The following is a 16364-nucleotide window of genomic DNA, read 5'->3' as shown; positions in this document are numbered from 1 at the left end:
GTCCCTCTCCTTTTTACTACCGCATGTACTCGACAACATCAGGTTTAAAACCACTTCCTAAATAAACCCGTACCGGAATTATTTCTTTTTTATCCCTTGCTGCCTTACACAATTCTTCAGCTGTATCCCAATTGAAAAACTTATCTACAGCTCTTTGAAATCTCCATATTGCGATTACATACTGTTCAAAAATATCATAGCGATCATCTTGTTTAGTTGTGCGTGGTAATTCATCCGTACACTTTGCATTCGTTGGAACCTGGACGCGTACGTCAGCGTATGTAGTGCGTCCAGTTCCTCTCTTCACATTTGCCTTCAGTACATCGAACTCACAAATTGCTGGCTCTACATCAAAAATGTTTAGTTGCTTAGGCATCTGCCAGCCCACTCTTCTGAATAAAATCCAGTAATTCACTTGCCCCTTCCTTGCTTAAAAACATTCGGCCACCTAGCAACTCTATGTTGGTTTCAGAAACTTCACCCGTTACAAAGCATGACTTTTCATGTTTTCTTAAAACAATGTTTTCACCATCGGCATGAAAATCTAGTGCCGTTCCTTCGGCCATCCCTAAAGTTTTGCGTAACTCTACTGGAATTACTACACGACCTAGCTCGTCTACTTTTCTTGCAACGCCTGTGTTTTTCATCCCTTACTCTCCTTTAGTATTTTTATATTTATTTAGAATCTCATCCAAACGTTTCTTATTATCTTCAAGATCATCGCTTTGAGTTTGCTGTGGCTGCTGTATTGGCTCTTGTTCTTCTTGTTTGCGTAACCAATCCGGTACAACTTCCGTTCGTTTGGAATAACCTTTACCAGTACGTTTGTTGTTTTTCTTACTCATTTCAAATCGAGTATCTAAAGCAGCAACATCATTTAATGTTTTTACTTTTTCCTTTTCCCAACTACTTAAAATACTACGAATATATCTCCACTTTGGTACATTTTCATCAATTGCTTTATTAACAGCGTGAATAACTAATTCATTACCGAATCTATCGCAAAACTCACCTAATTCTTGAATTGCAATTTCACTTAACGGAATCCCCTTTTCAAGTAAAAAGTTGTAACTAGTTTTAAATTCTTGATCAATTAATTTCTGAGATGAAGTAGCATCATCATCATTTATATTTGTAGTAATATTTGTAGTAATCTCTGTATTTGTCTTACGTTCTAGTGTAAGAGACTCTTCCGTTTTATCGTAGGAGGGTATTGCTTTAGAATGTAAGACCCTCTTGCTTTCTAAAGTAATAGGGCTATTACTTTTCAGTGTAGGAGGGTTACCATTTCCCCAATATATAATAGATATTTTCTGAATTATTTCAGGTACAGGTTCAACATACATAACGTTATTACACCTAGTTCCGTTAACAAGAATCGTCCTAAATTCAATTTTTATAAGTCCACGTTCTTTCAGAAAGTCACATGCTTCTTTTACTTGTCTTTTTGTAAACCCAAATGAATCGGCTAATTGTTGATAACTCTTTTGAAGCGTGTCTGCCTTAAACTTTTGTTTATATTGAACTTGACTAGATTCTTCACTTCTTACTTCAGTAGGTTTATACCAATAAACAATTTCTCCTAAGATAGTAATTGCAACAATATTAGGTTTACCATTATCTAATGTAAGTGTTTTAAACCATCCATGATCTATAACATTGCCGCGAAAATTTATTTGCCCTATTTGCAATACCTTGTTGTTCATAGCTTTCACTCCTTTTCATAAAACCAATGTGCTATTTCCCTACTTTCCGTGGTATACTTATAACAATTTATTTTTTGAAAAGGACCCACTGCCATGGGTCTTTTTACTTTGCTTCACATCACTCCAAGCCCATTGTTTTATCGGCTCATAGGTTATGTAAAACAACCATGAACCACATGCAATTAATATCGCTAATATAGCTAATGATGTTGTATCTTCCACTAAATCACTTCCTTTTGTGCTTCAAGCCAAGCTTCTAAATCCTTTTGCAAGAAAAGTAATTTACGACCTTCCCTAATCACTGGAAAATGTGGGTGATTTGCTAATTCATACATTCTACAAACTGCTATATTGAGGTAAGCAGCTGCTTCTTTCACCCTCATTACCTTGTTTGGTTGTGATTGTTGTTGGAATGAAGCTAAAGCTGCTTGAATTTCTTCGCGAACAACTTCACGGATTGACTCTTTAATGATTTGATCTAATCCCATTTTTTTGCTCCTTTCTAATTTACTTAACCAAACATAACTTAACTTATGGTTAAGTTATGGACAAAAAATTTTAATTGCATCTAACTTCACTTTAAAAAACTCAGCAATTTTCACAATTAAATCATAATAAGGTCGACGCTTCCCGTTTTCTATATACCAATAATAAACTTCAGTAATACCAACGGCTTCAGCTACTTCCCTACATGTATATCCCTGTTCTACACGTAGCTGCTTTAGAGTTTTCATAAACAACTCCTCTCTTCCGTTTTTGTTGTTAATTACATAATAACTTAACCTAAAGTTAAGTTCGAGTGTTTCCCAAAACTTTTTTCAAAAAAATTCCCTTTCCACTTAACTGATAGTTAATATATAATGACAGTGTGACACCATAATAGTAATCAAGAAAAAATAATTTCATATAAAATAAACTTGGGGTGTTTTTTATTATGTTTAGTCATGAGAGATTGAAATCATTAATTGAAAAGAAGAGCATCACCCAACAACAGTTAGCTGATGCAATTGGTGTTAGTCATGTTTCTGTTTATAATTATGTTGAGGGAAAAAAAGCACCCGGTACACGTACACTTCAGAAGATAGCAAATTATTTAAAAGTAACAACAGATTATTTGTTAGGTTTATCTGATTCACCAGATTTAACAGCGGGTGAAGACTTACAGTTAACAAAAGAAGCACATGAAATTCTTCAGATCATTAATGACTTACCTGAAGAACAACGAAAAAAAGCGTTAGAGCAATTAGAGATGTTTGTGAACTACGAAAAATCTAAAGGAAATATGTAGTGTAAAAAGACTATCCAAAAAAGTTAGATAGTCTTTTTTACATAACTTTTTCTTTTTTGGATTCACTCAAACAGATAGAAAATAATTTCTCTTTTGGATTATCCTCTTCTTGCAAAAGTAATAAAGCTTGTTTAATTAGATTAACTTCCCCTTCTTTGCTCTTCATCTTCTTCAATCTCCCTCTTTGTGTTTTGGTATTTTTTTACAATAATTTCTTTTTTCTTCTTTCAGCAAAAAAAGAAATTTCTCCTAAAACTACAAATGACATCGTCAATTAAGACGATGTCATTTGTAATATATATAAACCTTTATTATGTATTTTACCAGCCGCCACCAGGGTCAACCATCATGTGTTGAATTGTAGGTTTTAAATCATTTGTACTTGGTTTTTCTTTTATAGAATCAGTGTTAATGAATAATGTAGCAGCTATTAATAGCGCAGGAATGATTGTAATTATTTTTTTCATTATTTCACCTCTTTCCGAAGACAATTATACCAATTATTCAAATTAAACCCAAGTGTATTTTTGGTAAATTTGAATAAAATATATTCCCTGATTTTTGACACATCAAAAGAGAACGTTTCATTAACTCTTCTTTTTTAGTACCCTCATATGTTAAACCTAAATATGCAGTCTGTATGTCTGTTAACCTTCCATTCTTCTCTTTTAATTGAATCAATAGTTTTCTCGCTTCAACCCTCTTACCTTGTTTAATCCTTAAATATGCTAGTTCACCTGGATGAACAACATCTATGCTACTAATTTCTTTATCATGATGAATCTTTAAAAATGATAATGTATGATGCACCATTTTTCTTTTTCTCTCAATTCCATTAATCTTACTATCCCCTAGCACTTCAAGAGTCTTTTCCAAATAATATTTTGCCTTCTCATATTCATTCGCTGAAAAAACATACGATTCTCCTAGCTTTAAATATGCATTTACTTTTGGAAAAGAAAAAAAGTTATCCCATTCAAGATCATCTAATAGTTCCATGCTAACATGCCTTGCTTCAATGACTTCACCACCCTGCAACGAAGTAACCGCAATGGCTTCTTTATATCTTAATTTATAACATTCTCGAATGTACCTATTACTTATTTTATTTAGTTTTATTTCAAGAGATTTTAATCGCTCATTTAAAGAAGTAAAATTACCCGATTGATATTGTGCTTGACATAATAAAATTTCAATTAACACTTCCATCTCTGAGGTTCTTATTGATTTACTTTCGAGGCTTAATGCCTTATGGTACTGTATAGCATCAATCTCACCTATATATCGTCTATATATAATTCGATACACATTAGCAAATTCTCTATTTTCTGCTACCTTTGATTGTGATTCACTATTTATAATATTAATTAATAGATTAAACTTTCCCCTTAAAGCTAAATCCTCCATTGCCTCACGTAAGTTTTCTGATTTTGGTTTCGTAACATTTATATAATTTGTTAATAAATTTTCTTGAACCTGTATGCCTTTGTTTAATAGGATGACTGTCTTAGAAAGAAAGCCAAAACTCATGTCTGTGTTACCTTTAAAAACTTTTGTAACAGTACTTGGCTTAACTCCCCAATAATTTGCTAGTTTATTTTTCCTTATTCCAGCTGCACATAACTCTTTTTCCATTTGATTTAGAGCTTTCCACATGTTTTGTCCCCCTTATTGGAACAAGACACACTTCCCTATCATGAAAACGCACCTTAATGATGAATTACATCTAAAAGTTGTGTTATACTAGCCGTATATGTTACGCATAGTCGTAACTAAAAGGCTCATGGCAAATGTTTTCCCTACTACAATTAGGGCAAACGGTGTAAAAGTGTTCCCAGCACAATTACACACGCTATGGGTCTTTTTCGTTCCGTCAAATTATATTATTAAGAATATTCTATCACAAATAACCCAAACATCTATTCTCTCATATTCTGAAAATACTTGAGAAAGTTAAAAATATTAATATATTCCTTGTTTTGTAGACTTCCTAAAAAAATATGCAATATTGCATTTAATAATCGGAGTAGACATTTCACTATTATTTAACAACAAATGAATCCCCCTACACTATAACTGAATTTATTTTTATATGGTAAAATATATCCATCGCTGATATGTCCAAACATGTAATTTTCATAGCAGCAAAATTACAACTAGACTTATACAACATGATTCAAAACAAATGAAGGAGTGTTTTAAGTGAAAGGACATATTCGAAAAAGAGGAAATAAGTATTGTATTGTTATTGATATTGGGCCTGATCCAGAGACGGGAAAAAGAAGACAGAAGTGGTTTTCTGGGTATAAGACAAAAAAAGAAGCACAGGCTGATGTGGCAAAGAAAATTACAGAGTTGAATGAAGGAACTTTTATAGAGCCATCTAAAGTTACGCTAAAAGATTACCTAAATCATTGGCTAGAAATTAAAAGTATGAGCATAGAAAAGAGTACCTTTGCTGGCTATAGGGCATTTATCAACCAACATGTTATACCTAGTATAGGAATGGTCGCGCTCCATAAATTAAATGTTATGCACATTCAAAAATGCTATAAGACTGCGATAGATAAAGGGATTGCAAACAATTCTATTCTGCTTATGCATAGAATTTTAAAGAGCGCTTTAAACCTAGCTGTAAAACAAAATATTATTTCTCGAAATCCAGCAGATTTTGCTGAGATACCTAAAAAAGAAAAAACCCCTATCCAGACTTGGACAGAGGAAGAAGTAAAAAAGTTTTTAGCTCATTCACAAGAATCACGATATCACATTGGGTATCTACTTGCAATAACTACAGGTATGCGTCTGGGAGAAGTTTTAGGTTTACGATGGCAGGATATTGATTTTGAAAAACATACCGTTACAATAAATCAAACATCTGGTCATGACAATAAGATCAAAAAAACTGCAAAAACAAATTCATCAAAACGCACAATTCCTGTACCTAATGAAACAATAGCCGCCTTAAAAAAACATAAAATTTTAATTAATAAAGAGAAATTAAGGTTTGGCTCTGCATATCTAGATCAAGATTTAATAAATTGTAATGAGTTTGGAAGAATCATAAAAAGAGCACCTTTCAGAAAAGGTTTCATTAAGGCGACACACACAGTAGGTATAAAAGAAATTAAATTCCATGATTTAAGACATACACACGCAACGCTACTATTGAAACAAGGAGTTAACCCTAAAATCATCAGTGAGCGATTAGGTCATACAGATATTTCAATGACATTAAGTGTCTATTCTCATGTTTTACCGAATATGCAAGAAGAAGCCGTTAAAAACTTTGGTAAAAGCATCTTTGGATAACGTATGTTTGCAAAATGTTTGCAAATCATAAAAATAGGTCAAACAAACGTTGTTATATCAAGGTTTGTTTGACCTATCATCTTATATTCTTGATAAAATCTCCGAATCCCTATTGAAATATTTAATAATGGAGCGTTCTCACCACCGCGGGTTATGCATTCGAATCGATATACATAGGAGAAAAAATCTTGTGTTTTTTCATCTTTTATCGGCCCTGACATCGCCTCACAAATATTTTGTGATCTAAGAGGGGAAAAATAGATTTCTTCTTCATTTGTATTTTCTAAATATATAGGACGCTCACAAAAAATATGTGAGATTAAAGCGGGCACCCACTTAGAATACGTTTCAATATCATGTAGTACTGGCAAATTAGAAATCAAATCGGATTGCCATTCATATTTTGGTGGTTCTACTAATCTATTTGGTTTCCAATCATGAATAATCTCATACCAACTTTGAAAAATATAATCGAGCTGCTCTTGTCTAATAGGTTCTTTCGATACAATCCATGGTGTATTTTCATTTAATACGTACGGGTTATGCTGAATAAACAATATATCCGAAAACATATCATACAATCTTTCATTCAAACGTTTCAACTTACTCGTTAATAAAAATGTCTTATAATGTATCTCTACGATGTCCAGCCATTCAATAGGAAAGTATATAAATGATACCTTTTCATTTAAAAGGGGTTCTACTATATTTTCAAATGTTAGCAGCCTTAATTTTTTCATAAAATGATTCCTTCCTTTCTTCAGTTGTCTTGATTATCAAAAAGCTAGAACAATAGTTACTTAATCTAATCCATTTAAACCAAGTATTTAAAAGAAACGTAAAAACTGTTTATCTACATAAATTATTATCAAACCGACTCTTTTAAAAATTCAAAGTAATTATCATGTATAACACCTCTATTATATTTTACTTTCGATACATTCGAATTATACATTATACTTAATGCATTGTACTTATCATTTACAATATCTTTACAAAAAAACCAAAAAAGAACACCTTAATTCGGTGCCCTTTTTACAAATATCAACCTTTATGTAATTGAACATATAGATAACAGTAATCCCCCAAATGAAATTGCTCCTAGTAAACCTACTACAACTACTGTTAAACAAATACAATCAGCAAGACAAATAGAAGACTGCGATAATGGAACAAATGACCTACTTGTACTCGAACCATATTGTTTTATTTTCTCATAATTCACATCTAACATTAGATGTAAACATGTTACACCATCCTCAATAGTATGTAGAGGTTCTTTTTCTAATCGCTCCAATAATTTACTATCAAAAGCAACTGATAGAGGATACTGCTTATCTAATTTCATATTTTGATAAATTAGTTGCAAACGAGATAATATATTGTTTTTCTTCTTTTCAGATGTTACTGTACATTTCATTTTATTAAATTCATTTAATAACAGTGTCAATTCATCTCTTTTTCCGTATAAATCTTTAGCTATTTTTCTCTTTAGTTTATACGAATGGATAATAGATTTTAGTTCAATCATATTCATACACTTCCTAATTACATATTATTTACCCAATTATTTTATAGATAAACAGTACTTTTTAATCTTATTTAAATTACACTCAAGCATCTTCACTTACTATCGATTAACATTACATTAACCTTACAAAGTTGTAATGAATTCATTAGCTAGAAGGAATCAATCCCTAAACCAGACAGATATTTGATGATAAAACCATAAGAAAAAAGCAATGATTAGATTTTAAATCTAGTCATTGCTTTATCCATCACCTCTTGATTACACCTATATATCTTATTGTTACTCTTTCACTTGAATGATTGAATATATCCATTAATAATGGCTATATTCTTTGTCGGCACGTACATATATAAAACTAATGTTTTTTAATTGATAAGGTGAAACTTTAATTAGCCCTCACCAATTGGGCTTTTATGGGTAGTCCGCCACCGAACTTCTCTTTGCTCCCGCTGAATTTTTTTAGGGTCTTACTGCCCTGCAAATAGCAGGATAAATGCAATCAATATTCATACGTTATAATAGTACCAGTAGTATCAGTAGTACCACTAAAACCATCAAAACAGTTAGAGCAACCACCACAACCTCCGCAACCTCCGCAACCAAAACAACCGAAGCAACCAATACAACGGAATCCACCACAACGGAATCCGCCACAACGACCTCCACCACAACGACCACAACCGCCACAGCGACGAGCAGCATCTTCAATATAGTAATATGGATATTGGTTTTGCTGGTCCCAATAGACAATATTTCCAGACCGGTAATCATTAAGACTTAACGCTTGTAGTTCTTGTTGAAACTGATTCATTTTCATAACCTCCGTTTATAAAATACAACCTCATTGATGCTTCCCTATATTTCTGTTCGTTACATCTAAGTAAAAATAGCGCTATAAACTAAGTTCAATACGTACACCAACAAAGTATGACTTATCACTAAATGATGCACCTTGTTCATATACCTATTTTTGCTATGGGCTCATTTTTATAAAGTGAAACTTTAATCAGTGGGGGGTGTTCATCCCCCGCTAATTATTATCCCTCACCAATCAGGCTTTTACGAACAGCCCGTTAATGCGGGATAAATAAAAATTAAAAAATATGAATTCTAGCGTCATATCTTCATACCTACTAAATTCAATTAATTTCTCAATAATTATGTTGCCATATCCTATATATTTCCGTCTGCCGCTTAGATTTTTCTGTACTGTAAATGCCTTTCGCTATAACACCTCCAAGTAACCGGTTTCTATGACGGATAAGAAATTCCTACAAAGAAAAAAACCCTTATTAGGGCTTTTCATTCTATTTCTCCAGCAAAACTCTCTATGAAATTCCTAATAGAAAAAAGACACACTTAGATTGATGCGTCTTTTTGTGATGCCTCTTTTGTGAAATCATATAAAGCAATTGCGCCTAAAAGAACAAGTATACCTTGAGGAACATCTAGCAAAATAGTTTTCCAAATTTCTGGAATTACCCATTTAATATCTGCTGCTGTTTCAAGATATGTTTGGAAATAGCTGATTGTAAAATTAATTATCCCTAAAAATACAAACAACGATAAACCAAATCGAATTAATTTCTTATTTGTAAACATATAACACCTCTCAAAATTCATTGGATATTCCTGCTTTTGCTTCTTTATATTTCCATATCTTTATATCTAATTTTAACACATAAAGAACTCAAAAAAATACGATATGCATATTTGCATATCGTATTAACAACACTCCATGATAATTTAGAAATTCCTGCAAAGAAAAAACAACTCCGTTACAGCTAACAGCTCGGGTTTCTTTTCTTATTTAACTTCATACCACCAACATTTACGTTCTTTGATTGTAAAATAAATGTGACAGAAGTTTATCCAGTTATTGCGTAGACAAGTAAATGAGCTAAATTATCGATATTTTATTTCGCCATATCCGTAGCACTAATGACTTTACGCAAATTTGACAAGAAAAAATATATAGATAGGTATGATTCATACCTATCTATAACATTATTTCTATTCTTTATCCAATTACGTCTTTTACGTCTGTATCCACTGGCCACTTTTCTAATGTATAAGCCATTTCCCAAAATGAATATTCATATTGACTGCTAATAATAAAATGCTGTTTCATACGTTTGCGGTCTACCTCTGTTACTTTTTCAGCGATAGTATCTAAACGTGTAATTTGTTCTTCAACTAGCGTACGGAACCAATCAGATCCATAAGCAGAAATCCATTCGTTATAAATTGGCTCTTCCGGCTGGCACTCTTTTAAGCGTTCGCCAATTTCATAATACAACCAATAGCAAGGTAAAATTGCTGCAATGATATCTCCTAAATGCCCTTCATACGCAGCACGATACATATGTGAAGTATACGCATATGCAGTTGGCGCAGGAATAAAATTATCTTTTTCTTCTTTTGTTATCCCTAGCTTTTTAGCAAAATTCTCATGTAAAGATAACTCGGCCTCATATGTATTTTGAGCATGATGTGCCATACGAGCTGTCGTCTCTAATTCAAGAGCTTTTGCAGCTCCTAAAGTTTGTACTCTAGCAAAATGACTCAAATAATATGAATCTTGAAGCACATAATAGCGAAAACTAGCTAAATCTAATGTTCCTTCACCAAGTTTTTTTACAAAAGGATGGTTAAAACTCGCTTCCCAAATTGAATCTACTTCTTTACGTAATGATTGTGAAAAAGTCATTTAAATCCCTCCAATAATGTATAAAATATAAGTATTTATCCACAATTATTAAAGCTGTAAAATAAAAAAACTTTCTTTACAGGCGTAAAGAAAGTGAAATTGACAGTATTTATTTACTCATTAAATAGCAACGTCTTTCCCACTTCCCTACGCTGGCATTAACCAGATCAGGTACTAAGAGTCTCAAAATCACATTTGATCTCAGCCTATAAAAGGCCCCCCTAGTGGATAAATATTTTGTTTTTATAATGTATTCATCATAGCATACTTCGTGAAACTGTCAAAAGAATTAGTTATATAATCTCCTTAAAACCCTTCTTCATTTCTAACTTTTAATGATGTTTCAATAATCATATCTAATAGTTTGCTATAACTAATTCCCGCTGCTTCTGCACTTTTGGGCAATAGGCTTGATTGTGTCATCCCTGGTAATGTATTAATTTCCATTACATATGGAATTCCGTCCTTCACCATCATATCAACTCTTGCATAAACACTACATTTTAATGCTTTATAACAAGTCAGTGAAGCTTTATTTACACGTTCATTAATTTCTGCTGGAAGTTCGATAACTTCCTCAACTGTACTAGTATCATCATATTTTGCATTGTAATCAAAGAACTCGGCTGCATGTCGAATTGAAACTATAGGTAACTGTTTTCCATCCAGAATAGAACATGTGATTTCATCACCTTTTATATACTTCTCAATTACTACTTCAGAATCCCATTCGAATACAGTTTCTAGCATTGAGATCAATTCATTTTTATTGTAAACGATTTTCACCCCGACACTCGATCCGCCAGAGTTTGGTTTTACCACTAATGGAAATCCTAACTTATCTAACTCATCAAGATTTAGATCCTCCATTTTTGTAAGTTCAATCCAATCTGGTGTTTCTACACCTTCATAACGTAAAATCTTTTTCGAAATATTTTTATCCATACATATACTGCTAGATAACATATTACTTCCGCTATAAGGAATCCCTAAACTCTCCAGTGTTCCTTGAACTGTCCCATCTTCTCCGTATTTTCCGTGTAATGCGAGCAATGCAAAGTCAATGTCTTTCGCTTTTTCAATTAAATCCATTTTTTCGTTTAATGTAATTGGAACTATTTCATACTTATTTTTATCTAAATGAGCAATCATTTCATTCCCCGTCATAATTGAAACTTGTTTTTCAGACGATACCCCGCCCATAATAACACCGATTTTCATTTTCTCAACTCCAAATTTCATTTTTTAATGTATCACCAATTATTTTAATTCCCCGAACTATTTCTTCTTCTTTCAAGCGCGAAAACCCTAATCGGAAAGTGTTTGCTCCTTCTCCATCAGAGTAAAAAACATCTCCAGGTGAAAACGTAACGCCTTTCTCATAACACTTTTGTAAAAGTGTGCGGGCATTCATATGCTCTTCTAGCTCTATAAATAAATGAAGTCCACCATCTCCAGTCATTCTTTTAAAAGGAATGTACTGGTTACATGCCCCGACAGCTAACTCATATTTTTTCTTATAAACAGATCTTGCCTTTTTTAAATATTTTTCAAAATATCCCTCATGTAAATATTGAAACAGAACAGCTTGATCTAGCGTAGATGTGTGAATCGTTCTTGCTCTTTTTACGCTTTCTAAATAATGAATCAGCTCTTTATCTGCAATAATCCAGCCTACACGTAAACCAGGGAAAAGCACCTTTGAAAAGCTACTAATATAAATCACATTATTGCCAGCTCCCGCAAAAGTTAATAATGGAGCTAAATGTGAACCTGAATAACGTAATTCTTCATTAAATCCGTCCTCTATAATAGGAACCTTGTATTTTGAGAATAACCTCATCAATTCCGTTCTTTTCTCTGAACTCGTAACAATACCGGTTGGATTATGATAAGAAGGAATTAAATAAGCAAAATCAAAATCTTTTTCACGCAAACTTTTTTCAACTTCATTCGTATCAATACCATCCTCATGCATATCAATCCCATGAACTTCAAGTCCATGTAAACGGAAAAGCTTAAGTGCAGCATGGTGAGTTGGATTCTCACAAATGACACGACCGGATTTTTTTGATAAAGAAGAGAGTACAATATCCAATCCTTCTGTAAATCCATTTGTAATTAGAATATCTTTATTCGAAATGTCTACACCTTTCATTTCCATGTAATGAAGTAAATAATTCATTAACGGTCTATATCCCTTTGCATATCCGTAGTTCAATACGATGTCCCCTTCAATGGACATACGAGTAAGAAAAGCTCTTTTGAAATTTTCAACATCAAATAGCTTCTCATCCGGGGCTATACTATTAAAAACAATCATTCCCTTTTCCCAACGAACACCATGTTTCATTAAATCTAATTCGTCCGCTAATGCGGTCACTGTATTAAGTTTATTTTTCCAATCTATTTCAACAGACGAAGTGTTAGATATATCCACCTTCGCAACAAAGTTCCCTTTTCCTTTAACTGCATAAATGAGTCCTTCTTGCTCTAAATCTGCATAAGCAGCGAGTACAGTGTTTCTACTCACACTTAGTAATTCACTTAGTTCCCTTGTTGATGGGATTTTTTGATCCCCGAGCAAATGCCCTTTCATAATCATCTTTTTCAAATATTCTTTTAATTGAATATAAACGGGACGATCTTTAACAACTTTAAAATCCTTAAACAATTCCTTACCCCCTGCAATCATTTTTGCATATTTATTTCATTCTCAAAAGGTCCACGACATATGTATTTTTTATAAAGGGCGGTACGGTCTTACAAATCTTTTCGATATAAGTTAATTACATCTTTTAAAGCTGCAGCTGCAGCGCCTCGTGGATTAGAAGCCCCGCCAATTGTAGTAACTTGCCCCATCGTATCTGTAAAGAACGTAATTCCTTTTTCGGTCCCATTTACTTTTGCTAACGGATGATCTTTTTCTATTTCGCACGGTTCAACATTTAAATTCACATTGCCACCCTCATCCTTATATATTGATGCTATTAATTTAATAATTTTATGTTGTTTCTTAGCATTTTGTATTTGCTGTTTTGTAACGTGCTCAATTCCTTTTATATGTATATCAGTAAGTGTTTTCTTTGTTTCCATTAAGCTGTTAGTCAAAAGTAACAATTTACACGCACTATCTGAACCACTTATATCTAATAAAGGGTTTGTCTCAGCAATCCCTTTATTTTGTGCTTCTTTCAGCGCTTCTTCAAATGTCATATCTTCCTCATACATTTTCGTAAGAATATAATTAGTTGTTCCATTTAATATTCCTTCTATTTTATCAATACTGCAACCGGATAAACTAAATTGTCCAATATCTAGTGTCGGTAGCGCAGCGGCTGTTGCACCGCTATATCGAATTCGTACATTTGCGCCCCTTGCTGCTTCATTTATTTCTCTCCAGTTTGTAACGAGCGCACCTTTAGAAATTGCTACTATATCCATCTGTTTCTCAATCGCTTGTTTCATATATTGTTTCCCTGGATTTCCATCTTTAAGATTTGTAACCGTTGATTCTACCAATACAGTACCACTTATGCTAGTTGTTGCACGTTCCTTCGGATGATACTCTAAATATTTTTCAATTGCAGCGGTACCGGCACCATACATTAATAAATGATGAAGAGATAAGCCTTCTTCATTATGTATTGCAATATTTCTCCCTAATACGCCACTTACAACTAATTGAATCCCATATGTTTCATATATATATGAATATTTTTCATTTAATAATTTTATAAACTCTCTGCCTACTGTTCCGTATCCTGATAATACAACTTGAATTTTCATAATATCCCCCCATATTTTTCTACCAAATCCCTCTTTCAATATAATATAAAGCGCTCTCGAATTCCATCGAGAGCGCTTTATTATTACCTATTTCGGTAAACGTGATAGCTTTTCAGCAATTGTTCTATAAAACTCTTGAATGCTAGAAAAACCTAACGAGTCTGAAACACTTAACCCTACCATGTCGAGATGGTCCCAATTCGCTTTCGTTTCGATATGATTCCATTTTCCAATCTGTAATGACTCATTATTATTTACAGCAACATTAGAAGTTGGTGCAATCATAGAATTTGTATTTACTACACCATCATTTTGCCACCAAGAAGTATCGATTAATGGACGGTTTTCTTCATATCTCGCATAGGAACCTAAGAAAAATGCATTCCCCATTAACACTTTATTCATCGTTATATGCGGTAAATGTAAACCTGTTATAGGTGCTGCTTGTGATGCATGTCCACTATAAGATAAGTAATACACATCCGGTTGCGTCTTTACCCAATTATTTAACTCCTTTGCACCATCTGTACTTAAATCCCATTGACTTATATCTTTTGTATTTTTCCAAAGTGAACTATTTAGAATACGATTACTATATTGGAAAAAGGACTCTCCAGCATTCTTCTTTATCCCCCATTGATCCAATTTGAAATCATATAACGATAAATTATTGTTTCCTCCGAAGCTTGCAGTTGTAATGAGTAAATCTTTAACGAACGGTAGCAGAAGACTCCCATCCGCAAGTGTTGTACCGTTGTGAGGGGTTGCTAATGTTGTAACACTATGAACATATGATTTTCCGCCTTCAAATAGTGGTGATATTTTGGTGTTTGGGTGATTTTTCACATAATTCTTTTCTTCAAAACTACCTTCTTTTAATAGCTGTACTAATGTTCTAATCGTTTGTCCACCCATGCTATGTCCAACTAAATGAACTTTATTTGTTTCAGTCCAATTCGGTGCAAAACCACTATAAGTTCTGCCAAAACGATTATGTCCATGTTTCTCAGCATGTACGGCACCATAGTCTACTGTCCCACCGTTAATTTGTGCATACAATTCACATGCACGATCCCAGTTACTAGAAACAGGTCCAACAGCTGCGGTATGTACCATATAACCATTTCGTTTCAAATCTTCCTGTATATCATGAACACCACCCCAATATTTTACGCCCAGCATTTCTTCCCTACCCCATCCAGCAAATCCATTCACCAATATGATAGGATAATTATTTTGTTGCCTTTCTTCAGCGTATGATATTTTCGCTGCGAATGAACATACGGTCACTAATGCGAAAAAACATATTTTTAAAAATAACTTCCCCATACTTTCTCCCCCTAATAAAACGTTTACATTTTTCTTTTTTAAAAATTTAACAGAATACTTTAACAACTTAAACATAATGTAAAGTATTTTATATACGTTGTATATATAGAAAACATATACAAATGTTGATAAATATTAATTCAAGTGAACATTTACTTTTTACAATATAACTTGTAAATCTGTTTATTTGAATTTATAATTAGATATAGTTTCCTCATGTTAAAAAAATTTAAAAACCATAAGAAAACTAATCTCATTGCTTCAAAAAGGAGGAAAAAGCATGCAAATCGGAACAAATATTCATACATTATCTCAACCTACTAAAATAACTCCATCTACTCTTGAGCATAATACTATCTCTTCTACTAAACTTGAAAGTACGAAAGTAAATGATCCTATCAAGTTTGATATTCGTTCATCTGAAAAAGAAATGAAACAGCCTGAGCATAAATTTAATGAATTAGATTTATGGAAGATGTTAAAGGATAAAGGCGTTCCTTTATGGATCATCCTTGAAATGCTACAAAAGGCTCGTAAAGAAAAAGAAGCCCAAAATAATTCAGTTCAAAATTCAAATGGGATTGAGGAAACGAGTGATACTCGATTAAATGAAGTAATGTAATCTTGTTATATGAATGTTTTATAAGACAAGCACCACTCCTCACAAATAGTGGGATAAACTAAAAAGAGTTCAAAGTT

Annotated in this window: 21 protein-coding genes, 1 pseudogene and 1 riboswitch; of the genes and pseudogenes, 3 read left to right on the top strand and 19 right to left on the bottom strand. The window is 33.0% G+C overall.

Annotated features, from left to right (window positions below; genetic code table 11):
• Window positions 1-16 precede the first annotated feature (16 nt).
• From ACW0JX_RS12545 to ACW0JX_RS12520, 6 genes are read right to left on the bottom strand one after another with little or no spacing between them, the layout of a single operon-like run.
• Window positions 17-376, bottom strand: a complete 360-nt coding sequence (locus ACW0JX_RS12545) for a hypothetical protein (RefSeq protein ID WP_016081492.1) — start codon at window positions 374-376, stop codon at window positions 17-19.
• On the bottom strand, window positions 369-647 hold the full coding sequence (locus ACW0JX_RS12540; protein ID WP_016081493.1) for an AbrB/MazE/SpoVT family DNA-binding domain-containing protein: 279 nt from the start codon (window positions 645-647) through the stop codon (window positions 369-371). The genes ACW0JX_RS12545 and ACW0JX_RS12540 overlap by 8 nt, the downstream gene beginning before the upstream one ends.
• A gap of 3 nt (window positions 648-650) precedes the next feature.
• Window positions 651-1706, bottom strand: coding sequence for a DnaD domain-containing protein (locus ACW0JX_RS12535; protein WP_071714878.1), 1056 nt, complete (start codon window positions 1704-1706; stop codon window positions 651-653).
• A 57-nt stretch (window positions 1707-1763) separates the two neighbouring features.
• Window positions 1764-1928 carry a hypothetical protein gene (locus ACW0JX_RS12530; protein ID WP_000390287.1) on the bottom strand — a complete coding sequence of 55 codons (165 nt, stop codon included), beginning with the start codon at window positions 1926-1928 and terminating at the stop codon, window positions 1764-1766.
• On the bottom strand, window positions 1928-2194 hold the full coding sequence (locus ACW0JX_RS12525; protein ID WP_000522030.1) for a helix-turn-helix domain-containing protein: 267 nt from the start codon (window positions 2192-2194) through the stop codon (window positions 1928-1930). Before ACW0JX_RS12525 ends, ACW0JX_RS12530 begins: the two co-directional genes overlap by 1 nt.
• 54 nt (window positions 2195-2248) lie before the next feature.
• Window positions 2249-2440 carry a helix-turn-helix domain-containing protein gene (locus tag ACW0JX_RS12520; RefSeq protein WP_000854271.1) on the bottom strand — a complete coding sequence of 64 codons (192 nt, stop codon included), beginning with the start codon at window positions 2438-2440 and terminating at the stop codon, window positions 2249-2251.
• Window positions 2441-2640: 200 nt separating this feature from the next.
• On the opposite strand from ACW0JX_RS12520, the gene ACW0JX_RS12515 reads away from it, so the two are divergent.
• Entirely contained in the window at window positions 2641-2994 is a 354-nt protein-coding gene (locus ACW0JX_RS12515) for a helix-turn-helix domain-containing protein (protein ID WP_000491236.1), read from the top strand.
• A gap of 37 nt (window positions 2995-3031) precedes the next feature.
• Here ACW0JX_RS12515 and ACW0JX_RS12510 read toward each other — a convergent pair whose 3' ends face one another.
• From ACW0JX_RS12510 to ACW0JX_RS12500, 3 genes are all read right to left on the bottom strand, one after another.
• Complete coding sequence (locus ACW0JX_RS12510; RefSeq protein ID WP_000836783.1) at window positions 3032-3160, bottom strand: hypothetical protein; 129 nt, start codon at window positions 3158-3160, stop codon at window positions 3032-3034.
• 154 nt (window positions 3161-3314) lie between these two features.
• Window positions 3315-3461, bottom strand: a complete 147-nt coding sequence (locus ACW0JX_RS12505) for a hypothetical protein (protein ID WP_000720921.1) — start codon at window positions 3459-3461, stop codon at window positions 3315-3317.
• Window positions 3462-3498: 37 nt separating this feature from the next.
• Entirely contained in the window at window positions 3499-4650 is a 1152-nt protein-coding gene (locus ACW0JX_RS12500) for an AimR family lysis-lysogeny pheromone receptor (protein ID WP_016081496.1), read from the bottom strand.
• A gap of 546 nt (window positions 4651-5196) precedes the next feature.
• On the opposite strand from ACW0JX_RS12500, the gene ACW0JX_RS12495 reads away from it, so the two are divergent.
• Window positions 5197-6306, top strand: a complete 1110-nt coding sequence (locus ACW0JX_RS12495; RefSeq protein ID WP_016081497.1) for a site-specific integrase — start codon at window positions 5197-5199, stop codon at window positions 6304-6306.
• A gap of 38 nt (window positions 6307-6344) precedes the next feature.
• Here ACW0JX_RS12495 and ACW0JX_RS12490 read toward each other — a convergent pair whose 3' ends face one another.
• The 10 genes and pseudogenes from ACW0JX_RS12490 to ACW0JX_RS12445 form a co-directional block, all read right to left on the bottom strand.
• Window positions 6345-7046 carry a pPIWI_RE module domain-containing protein gene (locus ACW0JX_RS12490; protein ID WP_459245742.1) on the bottom strand — a complete coding sequence of 234 codons (702 nt, stop codon included), beginning with the start codon at window positions 7044-7046 and terminating at the stop codon, window positions 6345-6347.
• Between the two features lie 311 nt (window positions 7047-7357).
• The gene (locus ACW0JX_RS12485; RefSeq protein ID WP_098127274.1) at window positions 7358-7843 is read right to left on the bottom strand and encodes a homoserine dehydrogenase; all 486 of its coding nucleotides are present in this window, start codon (window positions 7841-7843) and stop codon (window positions 7358-7360) included.
• A 209-nt stretch (window positions 7844-8052) separates the two neighbouring features.
• Window positions 8053-8184, bottom strand: a pseudogene (locus ACW0JX_RS12480) (site-specific integrase); the annotation flags it as partial.
• Window positions 8185-8336: 152 nt separating this feature from the next.
• Complete coding sequence (locus tag ACW0JX_RS12475; protein ID WP_098127273.1) at window positions 8337-8654, bottom strand: heterocycloanthracin/sonorensin family bacteriocin; 318 nt, start codon at window positions 8652-8654, stop codon at window positions 8337-8339.
• 542 nt (window positions 8655-9196) lie between these two features.
• Window positions 9197-9460: a DUF3937 domain-containing protein gene (locus ACW0JX_RS12470; protein ID WP_002082716.1), complete on the bottom strand. Its 264-nt coding sequence runs from the start codon at window positions 9458-9460 to the stop codon at window positions 9197-9199.
• A 397-nt stretch (window positions 9461-9857) separates the two neighbouring features.
• Entirely contained in the window at window positions 9858-10547 is a 690-nt protein-coding gene (gene tenA, locus ACW0JX_RS12465; protein ID WP_075719332.1) for a thiaminase II, read from the bottom strand.
• A gap of 127 nt (window positions 10548-10674) precedes the next feature.
• Window positions 10675-10780: riboswitch (TPP riboswitch) on the bottom strand.
• Between the two features lie 73 nt (window positions 10781-10853).
• Complete coding sequence (locus ACW0JX_RS12460) at window positions 10854-11768, bottom strand: D-alanine--D-alanine ligase (RefSeq protein WP_061660682.1); 915 nt, start codon at window positions 11766-11768, stop codon at window positions 10854-10856.
• A gap of 4 nt (window positions 11769-11772) precedes the next feature.
• Window positions 11773-13221, bottom strand: coding sequence for a MocR-like pyridoxine biosynthesis transcription factor PdxR (pdxR, locus tag ACW0JX_RS12455; RefSeq protein WP_459245741.1), 1449 nt, complete (start codon window positions 13219-13221; stop codon window positions 11773-11775).
• 89 nt (window positions 13222-13310) lie between these two features.
• Window positions 13311-14336, bottom strand: a complete 1026-nt coding sequence (locus tag ACW0JX_RS12450) for a homoserine dehydrogenase (protein WP_459245740.1) — start codon at window positions 14334-14336, stop codon at window positions 13311-13313.
• 87 nt (window positions 14337-14423) lie between these two features.
• Window positions 14424-15665: an esterase/lipase family protein gene (locus tag ACW0JX_RS12445; protein WP_095690844.1), complete on the bottom strand. Its 1242-nt coding sequence runs from the start codon at window positions 15663-15665 to the stop codon at window positions 14424-14426.
• Window positions 15666-15945: 280 nt separating this feature from the next.
• Here ACW0JX_RS12445 and ACW0JX_RS12440 point away from each other — a divergent pair, with 280 nt between their 5' ends.
• Entirely contained in the window at window positions 15946-16287 is a 342-nt protein-coding gene (locus tag ACW0JX_RS12440) for a DUF3914 domain-containing protein (protein ID WP_071730528.1), read from the top strand.
• Window positions 16288-16364: the final 77 nt, after the last annotated feature.

The sequence above is a fragment of the Bacillus sp. C-3-6 genome (genome assembly GCF_054509685.1).
This window is presented reverse-complemented; position numbering and strand designations above follow the sequence as displayed.